The sequence below is a fragment of the Kocuria oxytropis genome (genome assembly GCF_040981195.1).
Taxonomy (GTDB): Bacteria; Actinomycetota; Actinomycetes; order Actinomycetales; family Micrococcaceae; genus Kocuria; species Kocuria oxytropis.
On sequence record NZ_JAVFXA010000004.1, the window covers coordinates 236,943 to 261,415 of the forward strand.

General features: G+C 74.1%; 20 protein-coding genes. 1 reads left to right on the forward strand and 19 read right to left on the reverse strand.

Going from position 1 to position 24,473, the window contains the following annotated elements; translation table 11 throughout:
- The first annotated feature begins 40 nt into the window (after positions 1-40).
- A complete protein-coding gene (gene ppgK / locus QYM41_RS06310; RefSeq protein WP_368798888.1) occupies positions 41-853 on the forward strand; it encodes a polyphosphate--glucose phosphotransferase in 813 nt (270 codons plus the stop codon).
- A gap of 219 nt (positions 854-1,072) precedes the next feature.
- On the opposite strand, the gene nrdR is transcribed toward ppgK, so the two are convergent.
- The 19 genes from nrdR to QYM41_RS06405 form a co-directional block, all read right to left on the reverse strand.
- A complete protein-coding gene (gene nrdR / locus QYM41_RS06315) occupies positions 1,073-1,642 on the reverse strand; it encodes a transcriptional regulator NrdR (RefSeq protein WP_368798889.1) in 570 nt (189 codons plus the stop codon).
- A gap of 7 nt (positions 1,643-1,649) precedes the next feature.
- A complete protein-coding gene (gene hisD / locus QYM41_RS06320) occupies positions 1,650-3,005 on the reverse strand; it encodes a histidinol dehydrogenase (protein WP_368798890.1) in 1,356 nt (451 codons plus the stop codon).
- Positions 3,006-3,077: 72 nt separating this feature from the next.
- The gene (dnaE, locus tag QYM41_RS06325; protein WP_368798891.1) at positions 3,078-6,626 is read right to left on the reverse strand and encodes a DNA polymerase III subunit alpha; all 3,549 of its coding nucleotides are present in this window, start codon (positions 6,624-6,626) and stop codon (positions 3,078-3,080) included.
- 81 nt (positions 6,627-6,707) lie between these two features.
- Positions 6,708-7,670 (reverse strand): RluA family pseudouridine synthase, encoded by a 963-nt coding sequence (locus tag QYM41_RS06330; RefSeq protein ID WP_438612553.1) that lies wholly within the window; start codon positions 7,668-7,670, stop codon positions 6,708-6,710.
- A complete protein-coding gene (lspA, locus tag QYM41_RS06335; protein ID WP_368798892.1) occupies positions 7,663-8,253 on the reverse strand; it encodes a signal peptidase II in 591 nt (196 codons plus the stop codon). The genes QYM41_RS06330 and lspA overlap by 8 nt, the downstream gene beginning before the upstream one ends.
- Before the next feature lie 170 nt (positions 8,254-8,423).
- Positions 8,424-9,167, reverse strand: a complete 744-nt coding sequence (locus QYM41_RS06340) for a DivIVA domain-containing protein (RefSeq protein WP_368798893.1) — start codon at positions 9,165-9,167, stop codon at positions 8,424-8,426.
- A 214-nt stretch (positions 9,168-9,381) separates the two neighbouring features.
- On the reverse strand, positions 9,382-9,672 hold the full coding sequence (locus tag QYM41_RS06345; protein ID WP_058873709.1) for a YggT family protein: 291 nt from the start codon (positions 9,670-9,672) through the stop codon (positions 9,382-9,384).
- Positions 9,673-9,681: 9 nt separating this feature from the next.
- Positions 9,682-10,203: a cell division protein SepF gene (locus tag QYM41_RS06350; protein ID WP_368798894.1), complete on the reverse strand. Its 522-nt coding sequence runs from the start codon at positions 10,201-10,203 to the stop codon at positions 9,682-9,684.
- A gap of 127 nt (positions 10,204-10,330) precedes the next feature.
- Positions 10,331-11,107: a YggS family pyridoxal phosphate-dependent enzyme gene (locus tag QYM41_RS06355; protein ID WP_368798895.1), complete on the reverse strand. Its 777-nt coding sequence runs from the start codon at positions 11,105-11,107 to the stop codon at positions 10,331-10,333.
- The gene (locus tag QYM41_RS06360) at positions 11,104-11,835 is read right to left on the reverse strand and encodes a purine nucleoside phosphorylase YfiH/LACC1 family protein (RefSeq protein ID WP_368798896.1); all 732 of its coding nucleotides are present in this window, start codon (positions 11,833-11,835) and stop codon (positions 11,104-11,106) included. Before QYM41_RS06360 ends, QYM41_RS06355 begins: the two co-directional genes overlap by 4 nt.
- 112 nt (positions 11,836-11,947) lie before the next feature.
- Complete coding sequence (gene ftsZ, locus QYM41_RS06365; RefSeq protein WP_368798897.1) at positions 11,948-13,195, reverse strand: cell division protein FtsZ; 1,248 nt, start codon at positions 13,193-13,195, stop codon at positions 11,948-11,950.
- A gap of 250 nt (positions 13,196-13,445) precedes the next feature.
- Positions 13,446-14,765: a cell division protein FtsQ/DivIB gene (locus QYM41_RS06370; protein ID WP_368798898.1), complete on the reverse strand. Its 1,320-nt coding sequence runs from the start codon at positions 14,763-14,765 to the stop codon at positions 13,446-13,448.
- Positions 14,765-16,168 carry a UDP-N-acetylmuramate--L-alanine ligase gene (gene murC, locus QYM41_RS06375; protein ID WP_368798899.1) on the reverse strand — a complete coding sequence of 468 codons (1,404 nt, stop codon included), beginning with the start codon at positions 16,166-16,168 and terminating at the stop codon, positions 14,765-14,767. Before murC ends, QYM41_RS06370 begins: the two co-directional genes overlap by 1 nt.
- A complete protein-coding gene (gene murG, locus QYM41_RS06380) occupies positions 16,158-17,285 on the reverse strand; it encodes an undecaprenyldiphospho-muramoylpentapeptide beta-N-acetylglucosaminyltransferase (protein WP_368798900.1) in 1,128 nt (375 codons plus the stop codon). The genes murC and murG overlap by 11 nt, the downstream gene beginning before the upstream one ends.
- Positions 17,282-18,517: a putative lipid II flippase FtsW gene (gene ftsW, locus QYM41_RS06385; RefSeq protein WP_368798901.1), complete on the reverse strand. Its 1,236-nt coding sequence runs from the start codon at positions 18,515-18,517 to the stop codon at positions 17,282-17,284. Before ftsW ends, murG begins: the two co-directional genes overlap by 4 nt.
- Entirely contained in the window at positions 18,514-20,040 is a 1,527-nt protein-coding gene (murD, locus tag QYM41_RS06390) for a UDP-N-acetylmuramoyl-L-alanine--D-glutamate ligase (RefSeq protein ID WP_368798902.1), read from the reverse strand. The genes ftsW and murD overlap by 4 nt, the downstream gene beginning before the upstream one ends.
- Positions 20,037-21,152: a phospho-N-acetylmuramoyl-pentapeptide-transferase gene (mraY, locus tag QYM41_RS06395; RefSeq protein ID WP_368798903.1), complete on the reverse strand. Its 1,116-nt coding sequence runs from the start codon at positions 21,150-21,152 to the stop codon at positions 20,037-20,039. Before mraY ends, murD begins: the two co-directional genes overlap by 4 nt.
- Positions 21,149-22,750, reverse strand: a complete 1,602-nt coding sequence (locus tag QYM41_RS06400; RefSeq protein ID WP_368798904.1) for a UDP-N-acetylmuramoyl-tripeptide--D-alanyl-D-alanine ligase — start codon at positions 22,748-22,750, stop codon at positions 21,149-21,151. Before QYM41_RS06400 ends, mraY begins: the two co-directional genes overlap by 4 nt.
- On the reverse strand, positions 22,747-24,396 hold the full coding sequence (locus QYM41_RS06405) for a UDP-N-acetylmuramoyl-L-alanyl-D-glutamate--2,6-diaminopimelate ligase (RefSeq protein ID WP_368798905.1): 1,650 nt from the start codon (positions 24,394-24,396) through the stop codon (positions 22,747-22,749). The genes QYM41_RS06400 and QYM41_RS06405 overlap by 4 nt, the downstream gene beginning before the upstream one ends.
- Positions 24,397-24,473 lie beyond the last annotated feature (77 nt).

Consider the following 24,473-nt stretch of genomic DNA (forward strand, 5'->3'; position numbering starts at 1 on the left):
CACTGATCATCCGACCACGGCCCCCCGAGAGGACCGCTCCATGACCACACCAGACCGTGACGCTTCCGCCGTCCCGAGCCGCCGCGTCATCGGCATCGACTTCGGCGGCACCGGCACCAAGGGCGGGATCGTGGACCTCGACACGGGCGAGCTCGTCGGCGAGCGCTTCCGGATCCCCACGCCCCGCCCCGCCACCCCGGAGAAGGTCGCCGAGGTGGTGGAGCAGATCGTCGCGGAGCTGCAGTCCCGCCCCGAGGCGCCGGCCCCGGACTCGCCGGTGGGCATCGTCTTCCCGGCGATCATCAAGGAGGGCGTCGCCCTGTCCGCGGCGAACATCGACAAGTCCTGGATCGGCACGGACGTCGACGCGCTCATGACCGAGCGGCTCGGCCGCCCCGTCGAGGCCCTCAACGACGCCGACGCCGCGGGACTGGCCGAGGCCGTCTACGGCGCCGGGCGGGGGGTCAAGGGCCTGGTCATCGTCATCACGCTGGGCACCGGCATCGGCTCCGCGCTGATCCTCAACGGCAAGCTCGTGCCCAACGCAGAGCTGGGCCACTTGGAGATCGACGGCCACGACGCCGAGACGAAGGCCTCCGCCGCCGCGCGCGAGCGCGAGGACATGCCCTGGAAGAAGTGGGCGACCACCCGGCTGCAGCGCTACTTCAGCCACGTGGAGTTCCTGTTCTCGCCCAACCTCTTCGTCGTGGGCGGCGGGGTGTCGAAGAAGGCGGAGAAGTTCCTGCCCTTCATCGAGCTGCGCACCCCCGTGAAGGTCGCCCAGCTGCGCAACAACGCCGGCATCGTGGGCGCCGCCCTGTGGGCCGGGGTCCCGCACGAGCCCGAGAGCTGAGCCGGCTCCGGCGACGACGACGCCCGGTCCCCTCCTGCGGGAGGTGACCGGGCGTCGTCGTCGCCGGGGCGAAAAAAACCCGCCGGGGGCCGCGGCTTCCCCTCCGCGGCCCCCGGCGGGAGCTTGTTGTGGTCCCCACCATACGGCCCCGCTCCGGCCTGCGGCAAGAGACACGCCGGGAACCGCCGCCACGACGCCCACGGCGGCCCCGGCCAGGCCTCAGAGCAGCCGCGGCTGGGACACGCCCTCGATCCCCTTGCCCCGCGCCCGCCGCCCCGGGCGCCGCTTGGCGGCACCGATCGGCTCCACGGTGGCGGGGATCGTCTGCTGCCCCGTCTGCTCTGCCTGCTGCCGGCGCAGCAGGTCGATCGCCTCCTCGAAGTCGCCCAGCCCGTCGAAGGCCTGGTAGACGCTCGCGAAGCGGAGGTAGGCCACCACGTCCAGGCGGCGCAGCGGGGCGAGGATCGCGAGCCCCACCTCGTGGGCCTCGATCTCGGCGGCGCCCAGCGCCCGGATCGTCTCCTCGACCTCCTGGGCGAGCATCGCGAGGTCGTCCTCGCTCACCGGCCGGCCCTGGCAGGCCTTGCGCACCCCGTTGACGATCTTCTGCCGGTCGAAGGGCTCGGTGACCCCCGAGCGCTTGATGACGGAGATCGTCGTGGTCTCGAGCGTGGTGAACCGGCGGCCGCACTCGGAGCATTGGCGGCGGCGGCGGATCGCCGTCCCGTCGTCCGTGGTGCGGCTGTCGACCACGCGGGAGTCGGTGTGACGGCAGAACGGGCAGTGCACGGTCGGATCAGCTCCCGGTGCGGATCGTGATGGCCCGGCCGTGCGCGGGCAGGTCCTCGGATCGCGCGACGGCCACGATGTCCTCCCCGATCCGGGCGAGCGCGTCCTGGCTGTACTCCACGATCTGCACGGCCTTCATGAACGCGGTGGTGGACAGGCCCTGGGCGTGCACGGCCGTCCCGCCCGTGGGCAGCACGTGGTTGGACCCGGCCGCGTAGTCGCCGAGCGGGACGGGGCTGTAGGGGCCCAGGAAGATCGCCCCCGCGTTGCGCACGCGGGCCGCGACCTCCTGCGGGTCGGCCGTGTGGATCTCGAGGTGCTCGGCGGCGTAGGCGTCCGCCACGGCGATCGAGGCGTCGAGGTCGTCGGTGAGGACCACCCCGGACTGCGGCCCGGACAGGGCCGTGGTGATCCGCTCGTGGTGCTTCGCCTCCGGCACCTGCACGGCCAGCTCCGCGGCGACCCGCTCGGCGAGCCCCGGCGAGTGGGTGATCAGGACCGCGCCGGCGGCGGGGTCGTGCTCGGCCTGGGAGATCAGGTCGGCGGCCACGTAGGCCGGCACCGCGGTGTCGTCGGCCAGCACGGCGATCTCGGTGGTCCCGGCCTCCGCGTCCACGCCGACCACGGAGCGCAGCAGGCGCTTGGCGGTGGCGACGTAGACGTTGCCCGGGCCGGTCACGGTGTCGACCGGCTCGAGGACGTCCTCGCCGTCCGTGACCCCGTAGGCCATGGCCGCCAGCGACTGGGCGCCGCCGACGGCCCAGACCTCGTCCACGCCCAGCAGCCCGGCGGCGGCGAGGATCGTGGGGTGCGGCAGGCCGCCGAACTCCTTCTGCGGCGGGCTGCACAGCACCACCGAGCCGACCCCGGCCGCCTGGGCGGGGACGACGTTCATGACCACGGACGAGGGGTAGACGGCGAGCCCGCCGGGCACGTACAGACCCGCCCGGCGCAGCGGCGTCCAGCGGTGCACGAGCACCGCGCCCGGGGCGACCTCCACGCGGGCGTCGGCCGGGCGCTGGGCGCGGGCGAAGGCCCGGGTCCGCTCGATGGCCGTCTCCAGGCCCCGGCGCACGGCCGGATCCAGCTCGTCGACGGCCCGGCGGATCTCCGCGGGGTCCACGCGCAGGGAGCCCTGCTCCACGCCGTCGAAGCGCCGCGCGTAGCGGCGCAGGGCGTCGGCGCCCTCGGTGCGGACCGCGGCCAGGATCTCCTCCACGGCCTGCTGCGCCGAGGCCAGCGACGTGGAGCTCTGCCGGGGCACGGCCGCCCGCAGCTCGGACCAGGACAGGTGCTGCCCGCGCAGGTCGATCGTCCGCAGGACAGGAGTCGTGGTCGGCTCAGCAGTAGTCACGCTCTCCATGGTATTCCACCCGGTGTTCCGGCGTGGCGTCCGGGCGGGCGCCCGCCCCCGCCCGGCGCCCGCCCGGGCGGGCTACACCTCCAGGCAGGTCGGGCCGAGCAGGACCTTGAGGTCCCCGAACAGGGCCGGTGAGGGATTCACCCGCAGGTCGGGGCCCAGGCGCAGGACCTGCACCTTCTGGCGCGTCTCCAGGTGGATGCGGACCTCGGAGTCCCCGCGGTGGTTGCGCAGCACGGCCCCGATCTCCTTGACCGTCTCCTCCGTGGCGCGGAACTCGGGCAGGGCGATGAGCACCGGCCCGCTGTGCCCGTCGGCCGAGAGCTCCGGCACGGTGAGCTCCTGGGCGGAGATCGTCACCGACCCGTCGTCCCGGCGCTGCAGCCGGCCCTTGATCACGCAGATGAGGTCCTCCGCGAGCACGCCCGCGATGGGGGCGTAGGCCTTGCCGAAGAACATGACCTCGATGGAGCCCGTCCGGTCCTCCAGCTCGACCCGCGCGTAGGCGTTGCCGGAGGTCTTGGCGATCCGCCGGGACAGGGAGGTGATCATGCCGGCCACGGTCACGACCGCGCCGTCCGGCCGGCCGTCCTCGCCCAGCAGCGGCTGGATCGAGGTGTCCGCGTACTGGCCCAGGGCCTCGTCCAGCCCGCGCAGCGGGTGGTCCGAGACGTAGAGGCCGAGCATCTCCCGCTCGAAGGCGAGCAGGTCCTTGCGGTCCCACTCGGGCACCTCCGGCACCGCGACGGTCAGGGACGTGGTCGGGTCCTCGTCGTCCATGCCCATGCCCCCGAACAGGTCGAACTGCCCGGCCGCCTCCTGGCGCTTCACGGCCACGGTGGCGTCCACGGCCTCCTCGTGGCACATCACGAGCCCCCGCCGGGTGTGGCCCAGCCGGTCGAAGGCCCCCGCCTTGACCAGGGACTCGATGGTGCGCTTGTTGCAGACCACGGCGGGGACCTTGGCGAGGAAGTCGTTGAAGGAGGTGAAGGCGCCGTGCTCCTCGCGGGCCTCCACCATCGCGCTGACCACGTTGGCGCCCACGTTGCGCACCGCGCCCATGCCGAAGCGGATGTCGGTGCCCACCGGGGTGAAGTTCAGGGCGGACTCGTTGACGTCCGGGGGCAGCACGGTGATGCCCATCCGGCGGCACTCGGTGAGGTACAGGGCGAGCTTGTCCTTGTCGTCCCCCACCGAGGTGAGCAGCGCGGCCATGTACTCGGCCGGGTAGTGGGCCTTGAGGTACGCCGTCCAGTAGGAGACGAGACCGTAGGCCGCGGAGTGGGCCTTGTTGAACGCGTAGTCCGAGAACGGGAGCAGGATGTCCCAGAGCGCCTTGATCGCCGCCTCGGAGTAGCCGCGCTCCGCCATGCCGCCGTGGAAGCCCTCGTACTGCTTGTCCAGCTCCGACTTCTTCTTCTTGCCCATGGCGCGGCGGAGGATGTCGGCCTGGCCGAGGGAGAAGCCCGCGACCTTCTGGGCGATCGCCATGACCTGCTCCTGGTAGACGATCAGGCCGTAGGTCGTGTTGAGGATCTCCGCGAGGGGCTCCTCGAGCTCGGGGTGGATCGGGGTGATCTCCTGCTGTCCGGTCTTGCGCAGCGCGTAGTTCGTGTGCGAGTTCGCGCCCATGGGCCCGGGGCGGTACAGCGCGATGACCGCGGAGATGTCCTCGAAGTTGTCCGGGCGCATGAGCTTGAGCAGCTGGCGCATGGGCCCTCCGTCCAGCTGGAACACCCCGAGGGTGTCGCCGCGGGCCAGCAGCTCGTAGGACTCGGCGTCCTCGAGACCGAGGTTCTCGAGGTCGAGGACGAAGCCGTCCTGGTTCAGGGTGATGTTCTCGAGGGCGTCGGAGATGATCGTCAGGTTGCGCAGGCCCAGGAAGTCCATCTTGATCAGCCCGAGACCCTCGCACGTGGGGTAGTCGAACTGCGTGATGACCTGCCCGTCCTGCTCACGGCGCATGATCGGGATGATGTCGATCAGCGGGTGCGAGGACATGATCACGCCGGCCGCGTGCACCCCCCACTGGCGCTTGAGCCCCTCGAGCCCCTCGGCGGTCTCGAAGATCTTCTTCGCCTCGGGGTCCTGCGCGAGGACCTCGCGCAGCTCGTCGGCCTCGCCGTGGCGCTTGGCGGAGTCGTCGTAGACGTCCTTGAGGGAGATGCCCTTGCCCATCACGTCCGGCGGCATGGCCTTGGTGAGCTTCTCCCCCATCGAGAACGGGTAGCCGAGCACGCGCGAGGAGTCCTTGAGCGCCTGCTTGGCCTTGATGGTGCCGTAGGTGACGATCATGGCCACGCGCTCGTCGCCGTACTTCTCGGTGACGTAGTGGATCACCTCGGAGCGGCGGCGGTCGTCGAAGTCGACGTCGAAGTCGGGCATGGACACGCGGTCCGGGTTGAGGAAGCGCTCGAAGATCAGCCCGTGCTCCAGCGGGTTCAGCTCGGTGATGCGCATGGCATACGCGACCATGGAGCCGGCCCCGGAGCCGCGGCCCGGTCCCACGCGGATCCCGTTGTTCTTCGCCCAGTTGATGAAGTCGGCCACCACCAGGAAGTACCCCGGGAAGCCCATCTGCAGGATGATGCCCTTCTCGTAGTCCGCCTGACGCTGGACGTCCTCGGGGATCCCGCCCGGGAAGCGGTGGTGCAGGCCGCGCTGGACCTCCTCCACGAACCAGGACTCCTCGTCGTGGCCCTCGGGGGTCGGGAAGCGGGGCATGTAGTTCGCGGAGGTGTCGAAGTCGACGTTGCAGCGCTCCGCGATCTCCAGGGTGTTGTCGCAGGCCTCCGGGAAGTCGCGGAACAGCTCCCGCATCTCCGCGGGCGATTTCAGGTAGAACTCGTCGGCGTCGAACTTGAACCGCTTCGGGTCCGCCAGGGTGGAACCGGACTGCACGCACAGCAGGGCGGCGTGCGACTTGGCGTCCTCGGCGTGGGTGTAGTGCAGGTCGTTGGTGGCCACCAGCGGCAGCTGCAGGTCCTTGGCGAGTTTCAGCAGGTCGGCGGTGACCTGCTTCTCGATCCCCAGGCCGTGGTCCATGAGCTCGCAGTAGAAGTTCTCCGCGCCGAAGATGTCCCGGAACTCGGCCGCGGCCTGCCGGGCCTCCTGGTACTGGCCCAGGCGCAGGCGGGTCTGGACCTCGCCGGAGGGGCACCCCGTGGTCGCGATCAAGCCCTTGCCGTAGGTGTTCAGCAGCTCCCGGTCCATGCGCGGCTTGTACAGCTGGCCCTCGAGGGAGGCGAGGGACGAGGCGCGGAACAGGTTCTGCATGCCCTCCGTCGTCTCCGCGAGCAGCGTCATGTGCGTGTAGGCGCCGCCGCCCGAGACGTCGTCCCGGCCGCCGTCGGCGAACTTCACCCGGGTGCGGTCCGAGCGGGCGGTGCCCGGCGTCAGGTACGCCTCCACGCCGATGATGGGCTTGATCCCCGCGTTGCGGGCCTTGTTCCAGAAGTCGAACGCCCCGAACACGAACCCGTGGTCGGTGGTCGCGAGGGAGGACATCCCCAGCTCGTGGCAGGCCTCGAAGAGGTCGTCGAGCCGTGCCGCACCGTCGAGCATGGAGTACTCGGTGTGCACGTGCAGGTGGGTGAAGCTGTTCTTGCCGGTCGCCGTCGTCACCCGACCAGTGTAGTGGTCCGCGCCGGCCGTCCCGCCGCGCCCGGCCCGGCCCCGGCGAGGGTCCGGACCGGGCGCGGCCGATCAGGCGGGTCCGCCGTCGCGCAGGGTCTCGAGGGCGAACGAGAGGTCCGGCGGGTACGGGCTCTCGAACTCGACGGGCTCCCCCGAGCCGGGGTGCTCGAAGCCCAGCCGCTTGGCGTGCAGCCACTGCCGGGTCAGCCCGAGGCCGGCCGAGAGCGCGGGGTCCGCCCCGTAGGTGAGGTCGCCGCAGCAGGGGTGGCGCAGCGCGGAGAAGTGCACCCGGATCTGGTGGGTGCGCCCGGTCTCCAGGTGCACCTCGACGAGGGCCGCCCGGCCGAACGCCTCCAGCACCTCGTAGTGGGTGACCGACGTGCGGCCGCCCTCGACCACGGCGAAGCGCCACTCGTAGCCGGGGTGGCGGCCGATCGGGGCGTCGATCGTCCCGCGCAGGGGGTCCGGCAGGCCCTGGACCACGGTGTGGTACACCTTCGTGACCGTCCGCTCCTTGAACGCGCGCTTGAGCGCGGTGTACGCCCGCTCGGTGCGGGCCACGACCATCAGCCCGGACGTACCGACGTCCAGCCGGTGCACCACGCCGGCGCGCTCCGGGGCCCCGGAGGTGCTCACGGTGACGCCCGCGCCCGCCAGGGCGCCGACCACGGTGGGCCCCTTCCAGCCCGGGGACGGGTGCGCGGCCACGCCCGGCGGCTTGTCGATCACCACGATGTCGTCGTCGAGGTGGACCACCCGGAAGTCCTCGACGAGCTGCGGCACGATCCGCGTCGGGTCCTCGGGGACGGGCACGTGCACGGTCAGCGTCTGCGAGGCCTCCACGCGGAAGGACTTGGCGACCGGCCGGTCGCGGTGCAGCACGCGGCCCTCCGCGCAGAGACCGGCGGCCACGGAGCGCGAGAGCCCGGTCAGGGCGGCCACAGCGGCGTCCGCGCGGTGGCCCTCGAGCTCGGGGGGCACGGTGAAGCGCTCCGGAACGTGCTCGGGCGCGTCGGGCACGGGATCAGCCACGGGTTCCCTCCTCCTCCGGCGAGGCCTCGAGCCGCTGCGCCCCCGGGGCGCGCGTCCCCGTGCGGGTGCCGTCGAGCTCCCGCCCGAGCAGCGTCAGGAGCACCACGAGGCACACCCCCGTGACCACCCCGCAGTCGGCGATGTTGAAGATCGCGAACCGCGGCACGGCGATGAAGTCCACCACGTGGCCCACCCCGAAGCCCGGCTCCCGGAGGAGCCGGTCGGTCAGGTTGCCGAGGGCGCCGCCGAGGACCAGGCCCAGGGCCAGCGCCCACGCGGCCGAGCGGACGCGGCGCAGGGTGAGCACGATCAGGACGGAGACGACCGCCATGACCACGGTGAAGACCCAGGTGATGTCCTCGCCCAGGGAGAACGCCGCTCCGGGGTTGCGGATGAACTGCCACCACAGCAGGCCCTCGACCACCGGGGTGCGCTCGCCCAGTGTCATGGTGGAGACGACCCACCACTTGGTGAGCTGGTCCGCGGTGTAGACGACCAGCGCGGCGGCCGCCGCGAGCAGCAGGACGCCCCGCGGCGCCCCGCGCCCGGACGCGCCGGCGGGGATCTCGGGGTGCTCGCTCATGCTCTCCTCGGGTGACGGCACGGGATGCGGAGGCCGGCCCGCGGCGCGGGGCGGCGGGGACCTCGGCCCCGTTCCATGGTGCCACGTCCGCCCGGACGCCCCCGCGGGGCGACGACGGAGGGACCGGCACGTGGCCGGTCCCTCCGCGAGTGGTGCGCCGTGGCCGGTGCTCAGGCCTGGTCGGCCGTCACCGCGCCGGCAGCTCCGGCGGTGCTGTCCGCGGCGGGGGCGGGCTCGAGCGAGGGCGTGGTGTCCAGGTCCTGCAGCTGGTCCTCGATGTAGGCCTTGAGGTTGGTGCGGTAGTCCTGCTCGAAGGTGCGCAGCCCCGAGACCCGGGCCTGCAGCTCGGCCTGCTCCTCCTGCAGGGCGGTGAGAGTCTCCTCGCGCGTGCGCTGGGCGTCGGTGACGAGCTCCTCGGCCCGGTCGCGGGCCGCTCCGATGATCCGGTCGCGCTCGGCGGTGCCCTCGGCGACGTACTCGTCGTGCAACTTCTGGGCCATCGCCAGGACACCGGCCGCGGACTGCGCTGCGCCGGTGGCGGGCGCCGTCTCCGCGGGGGCGGCCGCGCCGGTCTCCGGCAGCTCGGCCGGCTCGGTCGCGGCCGGCTCGGTCGCGCCGGCCGCTTCCGGGGAGCCGGCTGCGGCGGCGCCCGTCCCGGCGGTGCCCGCGGCCTCGGTGTCCTGCGCGGCGGGCAGACCGGGCTCGGAGACCGGCGAGGGCGTGGAGTCGCGGGGGGCGACGGGCTGCCCGGCGGCCTCGAGCTGCTGCTTGAGGTCGGTGTTCTCCTGGTTCAGGCGGCGCAGCTCCACGACGATCTCGTCGAGGAAGTCGTCGACCTCGTCCTGGTCGTAGCCCTCCCGGAACTTGGTGGGCTGGAACCGCTTGTTGATCACGTCTTCGGGCGTCAGGGGCATGAGTGCATTCCTTCGTGGGCGGGGCGCGGGCGCGGCCCGCGGCGGGGGATCCGTCCGACCGGGACCGGGCGGCGCGGTGGCCGGCACCGGGGCGGTCGTGCGGTTACAGCGTACAGGCCGGTCCGCGGCGGACCGGCTGCCGGCCGCGGCGTCGTCCGGCCGGATCGGCGCAGGCCGGATCCGATCTGATCCGATCGGGTCCGGCCGGACCGGTTCAGATCAGCATCGAGCCGATGATGCCCTGGACGATGCTGACGGCGAAGATGAGGATGAGGAACCCGAGGTCCAGCGACACCCCGCCGAAGCGCAGCGGCGGCACGATCCGCCGCAGCCAGCGCATCGGCGGGTCGGTGACGGTGTACACGGCCGACGCCCCGACGAGCGCGGCCCCGCGGGGCCGCCAGTTGCGGGCGAACATCTGCACCCAGTCGAGGACGAGGCGCGCCAGCAGCGCGACGTACACGAGGTGCAGTGCCAGGTACAGCACGGAGAGCAACAGGTCCATCGGTCCGCCTCAGTCGTCCTGCTGGTCGTCGGGCTCGTCCTCGCCGCCGGCGGGGTGGCCGACGACCTCCACGTAGGACGGGGTGAGCAGGAAGACCTTGCCGGTCACCCGCTCGATGGAGCCGTGCAGGGCGAAGACCAGGCCGGCGGAGAAGTCCACGAGCCGCTTGGCCTCGGCGTCGCCCATGTCGCTGACGTTCATGATGACGGGCGTGCCCTCGCGGAAGGCCTCGCCGATGGACTTCGCGTCGTTGTAGGAGCGGGGGTGGACCGTGGTGATGGTGCGCAAGGTCGAGCTGTCCTCTCGAGAGCTGGAGGGGGCGCGTTTGATGGGGGTGACCGGCGCCCGGTACTCGGCCGACCGGCGCGGCACGGCCACCGCGGTGGACTCGTGGGCGCGGGTCTCGCGCGCGTCCTCGCGGACCGCGACGGCGGACTGGTGCTCCTGGCGGGACGGCGTCGGGTCGTCGTAGTCCTCGTCCGTCTCGGCGAGGCCGAGATAGATCATGGTGCGGCGCAACGCTCCGGCCATGGTGCTCTCCTTGACTGTCTGTGCGGATATCGGCGGTGGGGGGAGTTCCGGGATCCTGGGGCCGTCCGCGCCCGTGCTGCTGCGCGGCACGCGGGTCGGCCCCGGCCCCGCGGGGCCGTCCTCCAAGCTATCCTACGGGCGCCCGGGGGCCGAAGATATCGGAGCCGACGCGCACGTGCGTGGCTCCCCTGGCGACGGCCTCCTCGAGGTCCTGGCTCATGCCGGCGGACACCGCGGTGGCCCCCGGCAGGGACCGGCGCAGCTGCTCGGAGATCTCCCGGAGCCGGTCGAAGGCCGGTCCGGGCGGCGCCCCCAGCGGGGCGACGGCCATGACCCCTCCGGCCCGCAGGCCCTCGGTGCCCGCGATCTGCTCGGCGAGCCCCACGACGTCCTCGGGGCGGGCCCCGCCCCGGCGCTCCTCGGCGTCCAGGGAGACCTGGACGAGGCACGTCAGGTCCCGGTCGGCGCACGGACCGGGTGCGGCGTCACCGGCCGCCACGGCCTCGCGGTGCCGCTGCACGGCCCGGCCGAGAGCGGTCACCAGGGAGGCCCGGTCCACGGAGTGCACCCAGGACGCGTAGCGCACCACGGACTTCGCCTTGTTGGACTGGAGCTGGCCCACGAAGTGCCAAGTGAGGGGCCCGTCCACGAGCCCGGACACCTCGCGGGCCTTCGGTGCGGCCTCCTGGTCCCGGTTCTCCCCCACGTCCCGGACACCCAGCCGGTGCAGCCGGGCCACGTCCGCGGCGGGGAAGAACTTGGTCACGGCGACCAGCACCGGCTCCTCCGCCACGCCGCCGCCCTGCGCCGCGGCGGTGATCCTGGAGCGCACGCGCTCGAGGGACCGGGCGAGCTCCCGGGTGCGCGGGTCGTCGCCGGCGGGCTCGGCCGGGGACGCGCTCACGCCGCGACCTCCCTGCGGGCGCCGGTGCCCCAGACGAGGCCGACGATCCGGCCGGATCCGGGGTCCCGGCGGTGCGAGGACAGCTGCTCGTTCTCCCGGGTGCAGGACGGCTCCGGGGCGGCCGGCTCCACGACGCCGACCCCGAGGGAGGACAACCGGTCCCGGGCGCCCGCGCGCAGGTCCAGGGCCGGGGTGCCCCAGGACGTCGTGGCGGCGACCGCGGGGATCCGCGCCACGGACTGCTCGTGCAGGGCGGCGGGCACCTCGTAGCAGCTCCCGCAGATCGAGGGGCCGATCCAGGCCGTGAGCCTGCGGGCACCACGGGCCAGCAGCTGCTCGACCGTGCGCTCGAGCACGCCGTCGAGCAGCCCGCGGCGGCCGGCGTGCGCCACACCGGTGACGGGTCCCTGCGGGCCCGCACCCACCAGGACCACCGGCACGCAGTCGGCGACCATCACGGCCAGCGGCACGCCCCTGGTGCTGACCGCGGCGTCCGCGGTCGGCACGGCCGGGCGGTCCTGCCGGTCCGCGTCGGCGACGTCCGTGCCGTGCACCTGCTCGAGGAACACGAGCGAGCCCCCGGGAACGCCCATGGACCGCTCGAGGGCGGCGCGGCGGTTCCGCACCGCCGTCGCGTCGTCGCCCGTGTGCAGCGCGAGATTGCCCGCGCCGCGGTCCGTGAACGCCACCCGGACGCCCTGCCCGACCTCGTCCTGCCACCAGAACACCGGATCCTCCTCCACCTGCCTCGTCGTGCCGCCGCCGGGACCGGCGGCGGCGGGGATTAACGCGCCCGGGGGCGGACGCGGGTCCTCCGCGTCCGCCCCCGGGGAGCGGGACTCACTTCAGGAAGTCGGGGAAATCCAGGGAGTCCTTGCGCGCGGAGCCCGCCCCGGCGCCGGCCTCGGCCTCGGCCGGCAGGTCGACGTCGAAGCCGGCGTCGTCGGGCACGTCGTCGTTCTGCACCGGCTGCGACCAGCGCTGCGAGCTCGCGGGCTGGCCGAAGGCCGGGGCGCCGCCGCGCTGCGGGGCGCGGCCCACGCCGGCGGGCTGACCGGCGCCGGAGCCGAAGGCCGCGCGCGTGGTCGCGGCCTGCTGGGCGGCCGCGTTGGTGTTGTTGGCGTTGGTCTCCGGGCTCACCGAGTCGAAGCCCGCGGCGATGACCGTGACGCGGGCCTGGTCGCCCAGGGCGTCGTCGATGACCGCGCCGAAGATGATGTTGGCCTCGGGGTGGGCGACCTCCTGGACCAGGCGGGCGGCCTCGTTGATCTCGAACAGCCCGAGGTCGGACCCGCCCTGGATGGACAGCAGCACGCCGTGGGCGCCGTCGATGGAGGCCTCCAGCAGCGGGGACGCGATGGCGAGCTCGGCGGCCTTCACGGCACGGTCCTCGCCCTGCGCGGCGCCGATCCCCATCAGCGCCGAGCCGGCGCCCTGCATCACGGACTTCACGTCGGCGAAGTCGAGGTTGATCAGGCCCGGGGTGGTGATCAGATCGGTGATGCCCTGCACGCCCGAGAGCAGCACCTGGTCCGCGGACTTGAAGGCGTCGAGCATGGACACGTTGCGGTCGGAGATGGACAGCAGCCGGTCGTTGGGGATCACGATGAGGGTGTCGACCTCGTCGCGCAGCGTCTCGATCCCGTTCTCGGCCTGGTTGGACCGGCGGCGGCCCTCGAAGGTGAACGGGCGCGTGACGACGCCGATGGTCAGGGCACCCAGCGACCGCGCGATGCGGGCGACCACGGGGGCTCCGCCGGTGCCCGTGCCGCCGCCCTCGCCGGCCGTCACGAAGACCATGTCGGCCCCCTTGAGGACCTCCTCGATCTCCTCGTGGTGGTCCTCCGCCGCCTGGCGCCCCACGTCGGGGTTGGCGCCGGCCCCCAGCCCGCGGGTGAGCTCGCGCCCGACGTCGAGCTTGACGTCGGCGTCGCTCATCAGCAGGGCCTGCGCGTCGGTGTTGATCGCGATGAACTCGACGCCGCGCAGCCCCTCCTCAATCATCCGGTTGACGGCGTTGACGCCGCCGCCGCCGATTCCGACGACCTTGATGACGGCCAAGTAGTTCTGGGGGGTGGAGGAGTCCATGGGTACCTAACTTGAGATGGTTCGGGTCCGGGATCGCGAGCTGTTCCTCAACCCTCGATCGAGAGTTGAACATCAGGCCGTCAGCTGCCGTCCCGGGAGGTTCGATGTCGAGGTCAAGCCTAACAACCGCGGGGAGCACCTGCACGACAAGCCATACCGCTTTCGACACTTTTCGCCAAAACCGCACGTCGTGCCGGGTTTCGGCACAGCTCTCGACCTCCGGTCGAAGGTGAGACCGGGGCGGTGGCGCTCAGCGCACGACGGGGCGCGTGGGGCTCGACACGTCGTAGGTCTCGATCCCGCTGCCGGCCCCCCGGGCCTCGACGAGCTCGCGCAGCACCTGCGACTTGAGCTCGCTGTCCTCCGCGGTGCCCCAGACCACCGTGCGGCCGTCGGTGAAGGCCAGCTCCACGGAGGACAGCGACTCCGCGGAGGCCGTGCGCAGCTGGGCGAGCACGGACTCGGGCAGCGCGGCCAGCACGTCCGCGATGGCGTCGAACCGCTCCGTCCCGAGCACCTCGCGCCCGCCCGTGACCACGGGGACCCCGGCCTCCTGCGCGGAGCCGGCGGTCATCAGCTCCACGCCCTCCGAGTCGACGACCACGAACTCGCCGCCGTCCTCGATCGCCGCCACGGGCACGCGCTCGTGCAGCGCCACCACGAGGTGGTGCGGGGGCTCGAGGAGCACCTCGATGGAGCGGACCTGCGGGATCCGGCCCACCCGCTCCCGGACCTCGTCCTTGGAGATCCGGGTCAGCGGCACGCCCTGGTAGGCCTCGAGCGCGGACTCGACCCGGGCCGGGTCGGTGAGCTCGGCGCCGCGCACCGTGATCTCCCGGACGGCCAGCACCGGGGAGAGGAACAGGACGCCGGCCAGCACGGCCAGGGCGGCCAGCGCACCGAGGACCGCGCCGATCCGGCGTCGCCGGCGCCGGGCGGAGGGCGAGGCGGGGAAGGCGACGACGGTGGCCCCCACCGCCGTGGAACCGGCGCCCGTGGCACCGGACGCGGTCGGACCCGGCGCGGCGGGTCCGGACGCGCTGGGTCCGGACGCGCCGGGTCCGAACGGCGCGGGACCGGACGCCGCCGTGCCGGTCGTCCCGGCGCCGCGGGCACCGGGTGCCGGGGCGCCCGTGGACCCGACCGCCGTGGACCCGGCCCGTGCGGGCTCGTCCTCGGGCGCGACCCGGGAGGCGGTCAGCGTGCGGGACGCGGCCCGGTCCTGCCGGTGCCGCCGCCAGGCGCTGAACCGGCCGCCGGCGGCCGGCACCTCCTCGAAGCCGTCCTCGTCGGCCAGGGGTGTGACCTTGGTGCCGTCGTTGACGCGCACCCGCGGTCCCTGCGGACCGGCCGCGCCGGACGGCGTGGTCCCGCCGGACGGGGTGGTCCCGCCGGACGGGGTGGCCGTCTCCGGCGGGTGGGCGCCGCCGCGCTCGGCCGGCCCGGCGGCGGGCGGCCCGGGGGCCTGCTCCGGTTCGCTCCCCTGCTCCGGGCGCTCGGGGGGCAGATCCCCGCCGGTGCCGGAGGAGTCGCCCAGCCGGGGCTGGTGCGGGCGGCCGTGCCGGCTCATCAGCGGGCTCCGAGGCGGTCCACGAGCCGGGGGCCGAGGGCGGTGACGTCCCCGGCGCCCATCGTGAGCACGAGGTCCCCGGGGCGGGCCGACCGCGCGGCCCGGTGCACCGCGTCGGCACCGTCCGGGACGTAGCGGACGTGGGCGGGGGCGCGGTCGGTGACCACCTCGCTGGTGAGGCCGGGGACGGGCTGCTCCCGCGCGGCGAAGATGTCGAGGACCAGGGCCTCGTCGGCGAGGGCGAGGGCGTCGGCGAACTCGGCCGCGAACTCGCGGGTGCGGGAGAACAGGTGCGGCTGGAAGATGGCGATGACCCGGTGCCCGGCCGCGACCTCGCGGGCCGCGGTGAGCGCGGCGACCACCTCGGTCGGGTGGTGGGCGTAGTCGTCGAACACCCGGATCCCGCCGACCTCGCCCCGCAGGTCGAAGCGCCGGGCGGAGCCGTGGAAGCCGGCGAGCCCGCGCACCGCGTCCGCGGGCGGGACGCCGGCCTCGACGGCCACGCAGAAGGCGGCGGTCGCGTTCAGGACGTTGTGCCGGCCCGGGACCGCGAGCTCGAGCCGCTCCTCGCGGCGGTCCGCGCCCTCGCCCAGCAGCAGCGTGCTGCGGGTGCGCAGCCCGTCGGCGTCCCCGGGGACCACCTGGACGTCGGAGGCCGGGTCCGTGCCGTAGCTGACGACCCGCCCGCCGGCGGCACGGTGACGCTGCGCGAGGGCGCGCGAGCCGGGGTCGTCCTGGCAGGCGACGAGCAGCCCGTCCGCGGGCAGCGTCGCGGCGAACTCGTCGAAGGCCCGGAAGAAGGCCTCCCGGGAGGGGTAGAAGTCGAGGTGGTCGGGCTCGATGTTGGTGACCACGGCGATCCGGGGGCCGTAGGCGAGGAAGGAGCCGTCCGATTCGTCGGCCTCCGCCACGAACCACGGGCCCGGGCCCAGGGCGGCGTTGGAGCCGAGGTCGGCCACGTGCGCGCCGATCGCCCAGGAGGGCTCCAGGCCGGCGGTGTGCAGCGCGAGCGCGGCCATGGCGCTGGTGGTGGTCTTGCCGTGGGTGCCCGCCACGGCCACGACCGAGCGGCCGTGCATCGCGGCCGCGAGCGCCGCGGAGCGGTGCAGCACGCGCAGCCCCGCGGCCCGGGCGGCGGAGAGCTCGGGGTCGTGGTCCGGGATCGCGGTGGACACCACCACGGTCCGCGCCCCCTCGACGTGGCCGGGGTGCTGGCCCACGTGCACGGTGGCGCCCAGGTCGCGGAGCTGGTGCAGGACCGGGGAGTCCTGGCGGTCGGAGCCGCTGACCGGCACCCCGCGGGCCAGCATGAGCTTCGCGACGGCGGACATGCCCGCGCCGCCGATGCCGATGAAGTGGACCCGGCCCAGCAGGGCGGGGTCGGTGCCGGGCTCAGCGTTCACGGGGGACCTCCTCGAGGATCAGCCGTGCCATGACGGCGTCGGCGTCGCGCACCCCGTGGCCGCGGCTCGCGGCGGCCATCGCCGCGAGCCGGTCGGGGTCCGCCGCCAGGGGGTGGATGTGCCGGCGGTACCAGTCGGGGGTGAACTCGTCGTCGGCGACGAGCTGCGCGGCGCCGGCGGCCACGAGGGAGGCGGCGTTGAGCGCCTGCTCGCCGTTGCCCACCGGCAGCGGGACGAACACGGCGGGCAGGCCCACGGCGGCGACCTCCGAGACGGTCGCGGCGCCCGCGCGGGCCACGAGCAGGTCCGCCGCGGCGTAGACGCGCTCCATGCCGTCCACGTACTCGACCTGCACGTAGCCGGGGGCGCTCAGCGGGGTGCCGTCGGCGCGGGTGAGCCGCTTGCCGCGGCCGGTGACGTGGAGCAGCTGGTGGCCGTGCGCGGCGACCTCCTCGGCGATCCCGGCCACGGTGCGGTTCATGGCGAGCGCGCCCGAGGAGCCGCCGGTGACCACCACGGTGGTCCGGTCCGGGTCCAGGCCGAAGGACCGGCGGGCCTCGGCGCGGTGGGCCTCCCGGTCCAGGCCGGAGATCTCCCGGCGCATGGGCATCCCGACGGTCACGGCGCCGCGCAGCGGGGTGCCGGGGAACGCGGTGGCCACGGTCCTGGCCCAGCGGGCGCCCACCCGGTTGGCCAGGCCCGGGCGGGCGTTGGCCTCGTGGACCACCACGGGCAGTCCGCGCCGGGCGGCGGCGAGGTAGACGGGGGTGCAGACGTAGCCGCCGACGCCGAGCACGACGTCGGGCCGGACCCGGTCCAGGATCTCCCCGGCCTGCCGCACCGCGCCGAGCAGCCGCCCGGGCAGCCGGACGAGGTCCACGGAGGGGCGCCGGGGCAGCGGCACCCGGTCCACGAGCTCCAGCTCGAGCCCGGCCTGCGGGACGAGCCGCGTCTCCATCCCGGAGGCGGTGCCCACGGCCGTGAGCCGGGCCTCCGGGGCCTGCTCCCGCAGGGCCGCGGCCACGGCCAGCAGCGGGCTGACGTGGCCGGCGGTGCCGCCGCCGGCCAGCAGGACCGACGGCGCGGGGCCGCCGGGAGGGGGTTCGGACGGTGTCATGCGCGATCCTCGTTCGGGGTGCGGGGGCGGGGGGTGCGGGCGGGGACCTGGATCCGGCGCGGCAGCCGGGTGAAGGACATCACGACGCCGACGGCCGCGAGGCTCATCAGCAGCGACGACCCACCGTAGCTGATGAACGGCAGGGGGATGCCGATCACGGGCAGCACGCCGGTGACCATGCCGATGTTGATGAACGCCTGGCCCACGAGCCAGGTGACGATGCAGGCCGTGGCGATCCGCACGAAGCTGCTGCGGGCCCGCAGGATGACCCGGGCCATCGCCAGGGCCATGACCGCGAACAGGCCGAGGATCAGCACCGTCCCCAGCAGGCCCAGCTCCTCGCCGATGATCGAGAAGATGTAGTCGTTGTGGGCCTCGGGGACGTAATTGTACTTGAGCCGGGACTGCCCCAGCCCCACGCCCCACCAGCCGCCCGAGGCGAGGGCGTTGAGGCCCTGCTCGGCCTGGTAGCAGGCGTCGGTGGCCCCGCACTCGCCGAAGAGCCAGCCGGTGATCCGGTCCACGCGGTGCGGGGCGGTGGCGATGGCCAGGGTGCCGGCCACCGCGGCACCGGCGGCCGCGATCGCGAACAGGCGCAGCGGCGCCCCGGCGAAGAACAGGGCGGCCGCGTAGATCAGGACGAAGACGAGGGCCGTGCCCACGTCGTCGCCGAGCACGATCATGAGGGCCGGCACCCCGATGCCCAGGCCGGAGGGCCACAGGGCCTGGCGCCAGTCCCGCACGGCCTCGCCCTGCCGGGCCAGGACCATCGCCAGCCAGATCGCCACGGCGAGCTTGGCGGCCTCGGAGGGCTGGAAGGACTGCCCGCCCACCACGATCCAGTTCCGGTTGCCGTTGATCTCCTGCCCGAGCGGGGTGAAGACGAGGCCCAGCAGCAGCACGGCCAGGATCAGCAGCCCGGTGGCGCCCCGGCGGTACCAGGCGGTGGGCACGAAGGACAGGGCGAACATCAGCAGCACGCCCAGCCCGCCGAAGGTGGCCTGCTTGACGAAGTAGGAGTACGCGGACTCCTGGGCGGAGATGGACTCCACGGCCGAGGCGGAGAGGACCATCATGATGCCGATGCCGGTGAGCAGCAGCACGGAGCCGGCCAGGGCGTAGTAGGAGTGGATGAGCGGACCGTCCACGACGGCCTGCCAGAAGCGGCGCATCCCGCCCGCGGGTCCGGCGCCCGACCGGGCGGTCCCCGCCCGGTCCTGCACCGCGCTCACGTGAGCCGCTCCACGAGGTCGGCGACCTCCCGCACGAACGCGTCCCCGCGGTGGGCGTAGGAGCCGAACTGGTCCATCGAGGCGGAGGCCGGGGCCATGAGCACCGTGTCGCCCTCCTGCGCGACCTCGTGGGCGAGCCGGACCGCCTCCCCCATCACGGCGTCGCCCGCCCCGGCGCCGGAGCGCTCGGCGGTCCGCAGCACCGGCACCTGCGGGGCGTGGGCGGCCAGCGCGGCCAGCAGCGCGTCGTTGTCCGTGCCGATGAGCACCACGGTGCGCAGCCGGGCGGCGTGCCGGGCGACGAGACGGTCGTAGGAGACGCCCTTGGACAGTCCGCCGGCGATCCAGACCACGGGGTCGAACGCGGCCAGTGCGGCGTCGGCCGCGTGCGGGTTGGTGGCCTTGGAGTCGTTGATCCACAGCACCCCGTGCGTCCGCGCGACGGCCTGGATCCGGTGGTCGCCCGGCTCCCAGGAGCGCAGTCCCTCCCGCACGGCCTCCGGCGGGACCCCGGCCGCCCGGGCGAGCGCGGCGGCGGCCAGGGCGTTGGCCACCCCGTGGGGCGTGGGCAGCGGGCCGGTGTCGCCGATCGAGGCGAGCTCGAGGGCGGCGCCGCGGCGGTCCTCGAGGAAGGCGCGGTCGACGAGCAGGTCCTCCACGACGCCCAGCATGCTGACGTCGGGGGTCTCGAGGGTGAAGCCCACCGCACGGCAGCCCTCCACCACGTCGGCCTCCTCGACCATGCGCACCGTCTCGGCCTGCTGGGCGTTGTACACGCAGGCCACCCGGGTGTTCTCGTAGATCCGGGACTTGTCCGCCACGTAGTTGTCGTAGCCGCCGTGCCAGTCCACGTGGTCCTCGGCCACGTTGAGCACCACGGACGCCAGCGGCGACATCGAGGAGGTCCAGTGCAGCTGGAAGCTGGACAGCTCCACGGCCAGGACATCGTGCTCGACCGGCTCGCGCAGCGCGTCGAGGATCGGGGTGCCCACGTTGCCCACGGCGGCCGTGGTGAGCCCCCCGGCCCGCAGCATCGCCGCGGTCATCCCCACCGTGGTGGTCTTGCCGTTGGTGCCGGTGATGCACACCCACTCGGCGGTCCTGCGCCCGGCGCGCTCGCGGACCCGCCAGGCGAGCTCCACGTCGCCCCAGATCTGGATGCCCTCGGCGGCCGCGGCGGCCAGCAGGGGGTGCTCGGGCCGCAGTCCCGGGGAGGTGACCACCAGCTCGGGGCGTGCGCCCTCCACGTCGGGGACCGCCTGCTCGCCGGTGTGCCCCAGCAGGACGTCGGCGGCGCCCACGATCCGGAGGGTGTCGGCCTTGGCCCGGGTCTCGGGGGTGTCCGCCCCGTCGACGACGACGACCCGGGCGCCGAGCTCGACGAGGGTGTCCGCGGCGGCGAAGCCCGACAGCCCGATCCCGGCCACGACCACGCGCAGCCCGGACCAGTCGGCGTCCCAGGAGGTGAGACCGGCCAGGCGCGGGCGGTCGAGGACGGGGTTGTCGTTGCTGGCGTGGATCATTGGATCATTCCTCCGTGGGAGAGCAGCCAGTCGCCGTAGAAGACGCCGAGCGCGGCCGCGACGAACAGCCCGGCGATGATCCAGAAGCGGACCACGATGGTCACCTCGTTCCAGCCCTTGAGCTCGAAGTGGTGCTGCAGCGGCGCCATCTTGAAGATGCGCCGGCCGCCGGAGAGCTTGAAGTAGCCGACCTGCAGGATCACGGAGACCGTGATCACCACGAACAGCCCGGCGATGAGCACCAGCAGCAGCTCCGTGCGGGTGAGCACCGCGAACGCGGCGAGCGCGCCGCCGAGGCCGAGGGAGCCGGTGTCGCCCATGAAGATCTTCGCCGGGGAGGTGTTCCACCACAGGAAGCCCACGAGGGCGCCGACGAGGGCGGCGGCGGTGAGGGCGAGGTCGGCGGCGTCGCGCACCTCGTAGCAGACGCCCTCGGCCACGGAGCCGCAGAGGTGGGTGTTCTGCCACATCGCGATCAGCAGGTAGCCGCTGAACACGAGGATGGACGCCCCGGTGGCGAGCCCGTCGAGGCCGTCGGTGAGGTTCACGGCGTTGGTGGTGGCGGTCGCGATCAGGTTCACCCAGATGACGAAGAGCACGGCGCCGAGCGCGGTGCCCGCGAAGGCGAGGTCGAGGGCGGTGTCCCGGGTCACGGAGATCGCCGAGGACGCGGGGGTCGTGCCCTGCGGGCCGGGGACCAGCAGCACGAGCAGGGCGAAGGCGGTGCCGATGAGGCCCTGGAGCACGATCTTGCCCACGGGGCTGAGCCCGAGGTTCTGCTTCTTGGCGATCTTCTTGTAGTCGTCGATGAACCCCACGAAGCCCATGCCGAGCATCAGCAGCAGCGCGGAGAGCCCGGAGAGGGTGACGCCGCCGTAGGCCGGCCACACGATCCCGGAGATCAGGTGGGTCAGCCCGTAGGCGGCCACCACGGAGCCGAGGATCGCCACCCCGCCCATGGTGGGCGTCCCGCGCTTGGTGTGGTGGCTGGTGGGCCCGTCGTCCCGGATGAACTGGCCGTATCCGCGCCGGGCGAGGAACTTGATGAAGGCCGGGGTGCCGAAGAGGGACAGCACCAGGGCGAAGCAGGCCGCCATGAGGATCTGGATCATGCCGGCTCGTTCCCCTCCGCCGAGGGTCCCGGGGTGGTGGGCCTGCCGCTCGGGTCGAGGGAGGCGTTGACGAAGGGCCCGGCCGAGAGCCAGTGGTCGCCGTGCGCCGGGGCGTCGTTGCCGGGGGCGGGGCCGCCGGCGCGGGTGCCCGCGGCGTCGGCCACCCGGTCCCCCAGGATCCGCAGGCCGGCGGCGTTCGAGGACTTGAAGAGCACGATGTCCCCGGGCGCCAGCTCCTGGCGCAGGATCTCCTCGGCGTCCTCCGGGGTGGCCGCCCAGGTGGCCTCGTTGCCCCACGAGCCCTCGAGCTGGGCGGCGTCGTACACCGGCCGGGCCAGGTCGCCCACCGCGATCAGCTTGGAGATGTTGAGCCGCACGACCATCCGGCCCAGGGCGTCGTGCTCCTCCACCGTGCTCTCGCCGAGCTCGAGCATGCCGCCCAGCACGGCCCAGGTGCGGCGGGGGGCGGCGCCGCCGGAGCCGCGGCCCAGCTGGGCCAGGGTCTGCAGGGCGGCGCGCATCGACTGGGGGTTGGCGTTGTAGGCGTCGTTGATCACCGTCACCCCGTCGGGGCGCTCGGTGCGCTCCATCCGCCACCGGCTGGCGGGGCCCTGGGCGTTGAGCGAGGCCGTGATCCGCTCCGGGGCGACCCCGGCCACGTAGGCGGCGGAGGCCGCCGCGAGCAGGTTGGAGACGTGGTGCTCGCCGATGAGACGGGAGACGACGCGGTGTGCGGAGCCGTCGGGGAAGTGCAGCAGGAACTCCGGGGTGCCGCCGGGCCCGAGCTGGACCCCGGAGGCGTGCACGCGGGCGGCCGGGACCTCGGGCAGGGCGTTCGCCGGGGACTCCCCGAAGAACAGCACGGGTGCCGCGGTGCGCCGGTGCATCTGGCGGACCAGGACGTCGTCGTCGTTGAGGACCGCCACGCCGTCGGCCCGCAGGGACTCGACCAGCTCGCCCTTCGCGCGGGCGATGTTGGCGACCCCGCCGAACTCCCCGGCGTGGGCGGAGCCGACGCACAGCACCACGCCGACGTCCGGGCGGACCATCCGGCACAGGTAGTCGATGTTGCCGATCCTGGTGGCGCCCATCTCGATGATGAGGAAGCGGGTGTCCGGCTCCGCCTCGAACACGGTCAGCGGCACCCCGACCTCGCCGTTGTACGAGCCGCGGGGTGCGACCGTGGGGCCCTCGGCGGCGAAGATGCCGCGCAGGAGGTCCTTGGTGGTCGTCTTGCCCACGGAGCCGGTGACCGCGATGACCTTCACCTCGTGGTCGGCGCGCAGCTGGGCCACGACCCAGGAGGCGAGCCGGCCCATCGCCTCGACCACGTCGGGCACGAGGACCCCGGGGTAGGTGACGCCCGCGGCGTCGGCGACCTCGCGCTCGACCAGGGCGAGCACGGCCCCCGCGGCGAAGGCGGCGCCCACGAACTCGTGGCCGTCGGTGACGTCGCCCGGCTTGGCGACGAACAGGGTTCCGGGACGCGCCTCGCGGGAGTCGGTGGCGACGTGGCGGACCACGGCCGTCCCGTCGGCGGCGCCCACGGGGCGCCCGCCCGTGACCTGCGCGAGCTGTGCGGCGGTGAGTGCGATCATCGGTTCTCCCAACGGTCCTGCTGCCCGTCGGCCAGCGCCGCCCGCAGCTCTTCCCTGTCGTCCAGCGGGTGGTCCACGCCCCGGATCTCCTGGACCGTCTCGTGCCCGCGGCCGGCCACGAGCACGGAGTCGGCGCGCCCGGCCATGGCCACCGCGGCGCGGATGGCCACGGCGCGGGGTTCGAGCACGAGCACCTCCTGGGCCCTCGCCCCGCCGTCGCGGGCCGCGAACGCCCCGGCGGCCACCTCGGCGCGGATCCCGGCCGGCTCCTCGTCGTGCGGGTCGTCGTCGGTGACGATCACGACGTCGGCGTGCCGGGCGGCGACCTCGCCCATGATCGGGCGCTTGGACCGGTCCCGCTCGCCCGTGGCGCCGAAGACCACGATGACGCGGCCGTCCTCGTCGGGCGGCTCCACGGCGGCGAGCGCGCGGCGTAGGGCGTCGGGGTTGTGCGCGAAGTCGACGACGGCGGTCGGCTCCGTGCCGATGAGCTGCATCCGCCCGGGCACGTCCGTGGTGAGGGGGTCCGCCTCGTCCAGCACGCGCTGCACGTCGGCGACGTCCACCCCGGAGGCCACGACCATGACGACGGCGAGCGCGGCGTTGGCCACGTTGAAGTCCCCCGGCAGGGCCGTGGACACGAGCAGGGCGCGCCCGTCCCGGTGCCGCAGCGCGAAGCGGTGGCCGATCCCCCGGCGCTCCAGGGCGGTCAGGGTCCAGTCCGCGCCGTGCCGGCCGGGTCCGGCGTCCCGGTCCTCCGGCAGCCCGCCGCGCAGCGCGATCGTGTCCACCTGGTCCGGTCCGAGCTGCTCCCGGGCCTGCCCGGCCATCCGCAGGCCCCAGGAGTCGTCCTCGTCCTGGACGACGACCACGGCGCGGCGGGTCCGCTCCGGGGTGAGGAGCTGGGCCTTGACCGCGAAGTACTCCTCCATCGACCCGTGCAGGTCCAGGTGGTCCTGCGTCAGGTTGGTGAACCCGGCGACGTCGAAGCGCACGCCGTCCACCCGGTGGAACTGCAGGGCGTGGGAGGAGACCTCCATGGACGCCGCCGTGATGCCGCGCTCGCGCATGAGCGCGAGCAGCGCGTGCACGTGGGGGGCCTCCGGGGTGGTGAGCCGGGAGGGGATGGACTCCTCGCCGGCGAGGATCTCGATGGTCCCGATCAGGCCCGTGCGGTGGCCCAGGGCGCGCAGCACCGAGTTGGTGAAGTAGGTCGTGGTCGTCTTGCCGTTGGTCCCGGTCACCGCGAACAGCGCCGGGGCGGTCCCGTCCTCGGGCCGGGAGCCGTAGACGCGCGCGGCGATGGCGCCCACGGAGCGGCGGGGGTCCGGCGCCTCGACCACGGGCAGCCGGACGCCGGCGTCCCGGAGGATCCCCGCGCCCTCGGCGTCGGTGAGCACCGCGGCGGCGCCCGCCCGCTCGGCGGCCGCGGCGAAGCGGGCCCCGTGGGTGCGGGCACCGGGCAGGGCCGCGTAGAGGTCGCCGGGACGCAGCTCCCGCGAGTCCAGGGAGATGCCCGTGACGTCCACGGCGCGGGACGGCGCGGTCCCGCCGGCGATCCGGGCGGCCTCGGCGAGGCCCAGCGGCCGGGGCCGGGCGGGGCGCATGGTCTGCGCGTCGTGTCCCTGCTGGGCTGTCGCGTCCATCAACGTCCTTCGTGGTCTGGTCGGCGGGTGGGTGGTCCGCCGGGAGCGGGGGGATGGGCCCGGGGGTGGCCGGGCAC

What these genes read in the sequence shown, in the direction of transcription:
- QYM41_RS06345 (WP_058873709.1), bottom strand. Translation starts at nt 9,672, where the DNA reads ATGGACCTGTTGCTCTCCGTGCTGTACCTGGCACTGCACCTCGTGTAC.
- QYM41_RS06370 (WP_368798898.1), bottom strand. Translation starts at nt 14,765, where the DNA reads ATGAGCCGGCACGGCCGCCCGCACCAGCCCCGGCTGGGCGACTCCTCC.
- murG (WP_368798900.1), bottom strand. Translation starts at nt 17,285, where the DNA reads ATGACACCGTCCGAACCCCCTCCCGGCGGCCCCGCGCCGTCGGTCCTG.
- QYM41_RS06400 (WP_368798904.1), bottom strand. Translation starts at nt 22,750, where the DNA reads ATGATCGCACTCACCGCCGCACAGCTCGCGCAGGTCACGGGCGGGCGC.
- lspA (WP_368798892.1), bottom strand. Translation starts at nt 8,253, where the DNA reads ATGAGCGAGCACCCCGAGATCCCCGCCGGCGCGTCCGGGCGCGGGGCG.
- ppgK (WP_368798888.1), top strand. Translation starts at nt 41, where the DNA reads ATGACCACACCAGACCGTGACGCTTCCGCCGTCCCGAGCCGCCGCGTC.
- ftsZ (WP_368798897.1), bottom strand. Translation starts at nt 13,195, where the DNA reads ATGGACTCCTCCACCCCCCAGAACTACTTGGCCGTCATCAAGGTCGTC.
- mraY (WP_368798903.1), bottom strand. Translation starts at nt 21,152, where the DNA reads ATGATCCAGATCCTCATGGCGGCCTGCTTCGCCCTGGTGCTGTCCCTC.
- QYM41_RS06405 (WP_368798905.1), bottom strand. Translation starts at nt 24,396, where the DNA reads ATGGACGCGACAGCCCAGCAGGGACACGACGCGCAGACCATGCGCCCC.
- QYM41_RS06340 (WP_368798893.1), bottom strand. Translation starts at nt 9,167, where the DNA reads ATGCCCCTGACGCCCGAAGACGTGATCAACAAGCGGTTCCAGCCCACC.
- QYM41_RS06350 (WP_368798894.1), bottom strand. Translation starts at nt 10,203, where the DNA reads ATGGCCGGAGCGTTGCGCCGCACCATGATCTATCTCGGCCTCGCCGAG.
- murD (WP_368798902.1), bottom strand. Translation starts at nt 20,040, where the DNA reads ATGATCCACGCCAGCAACGACAACCCCGTCCTCGACCGCCCGCGCCTG.
- hisD (WP_368798890.1), bottom strand. Translation starts at nt 3,005, where the DNA reads ATGGAGAGCGTGACTACTGCTGAGCCGACCACGACTCCTGTCCTGCGG.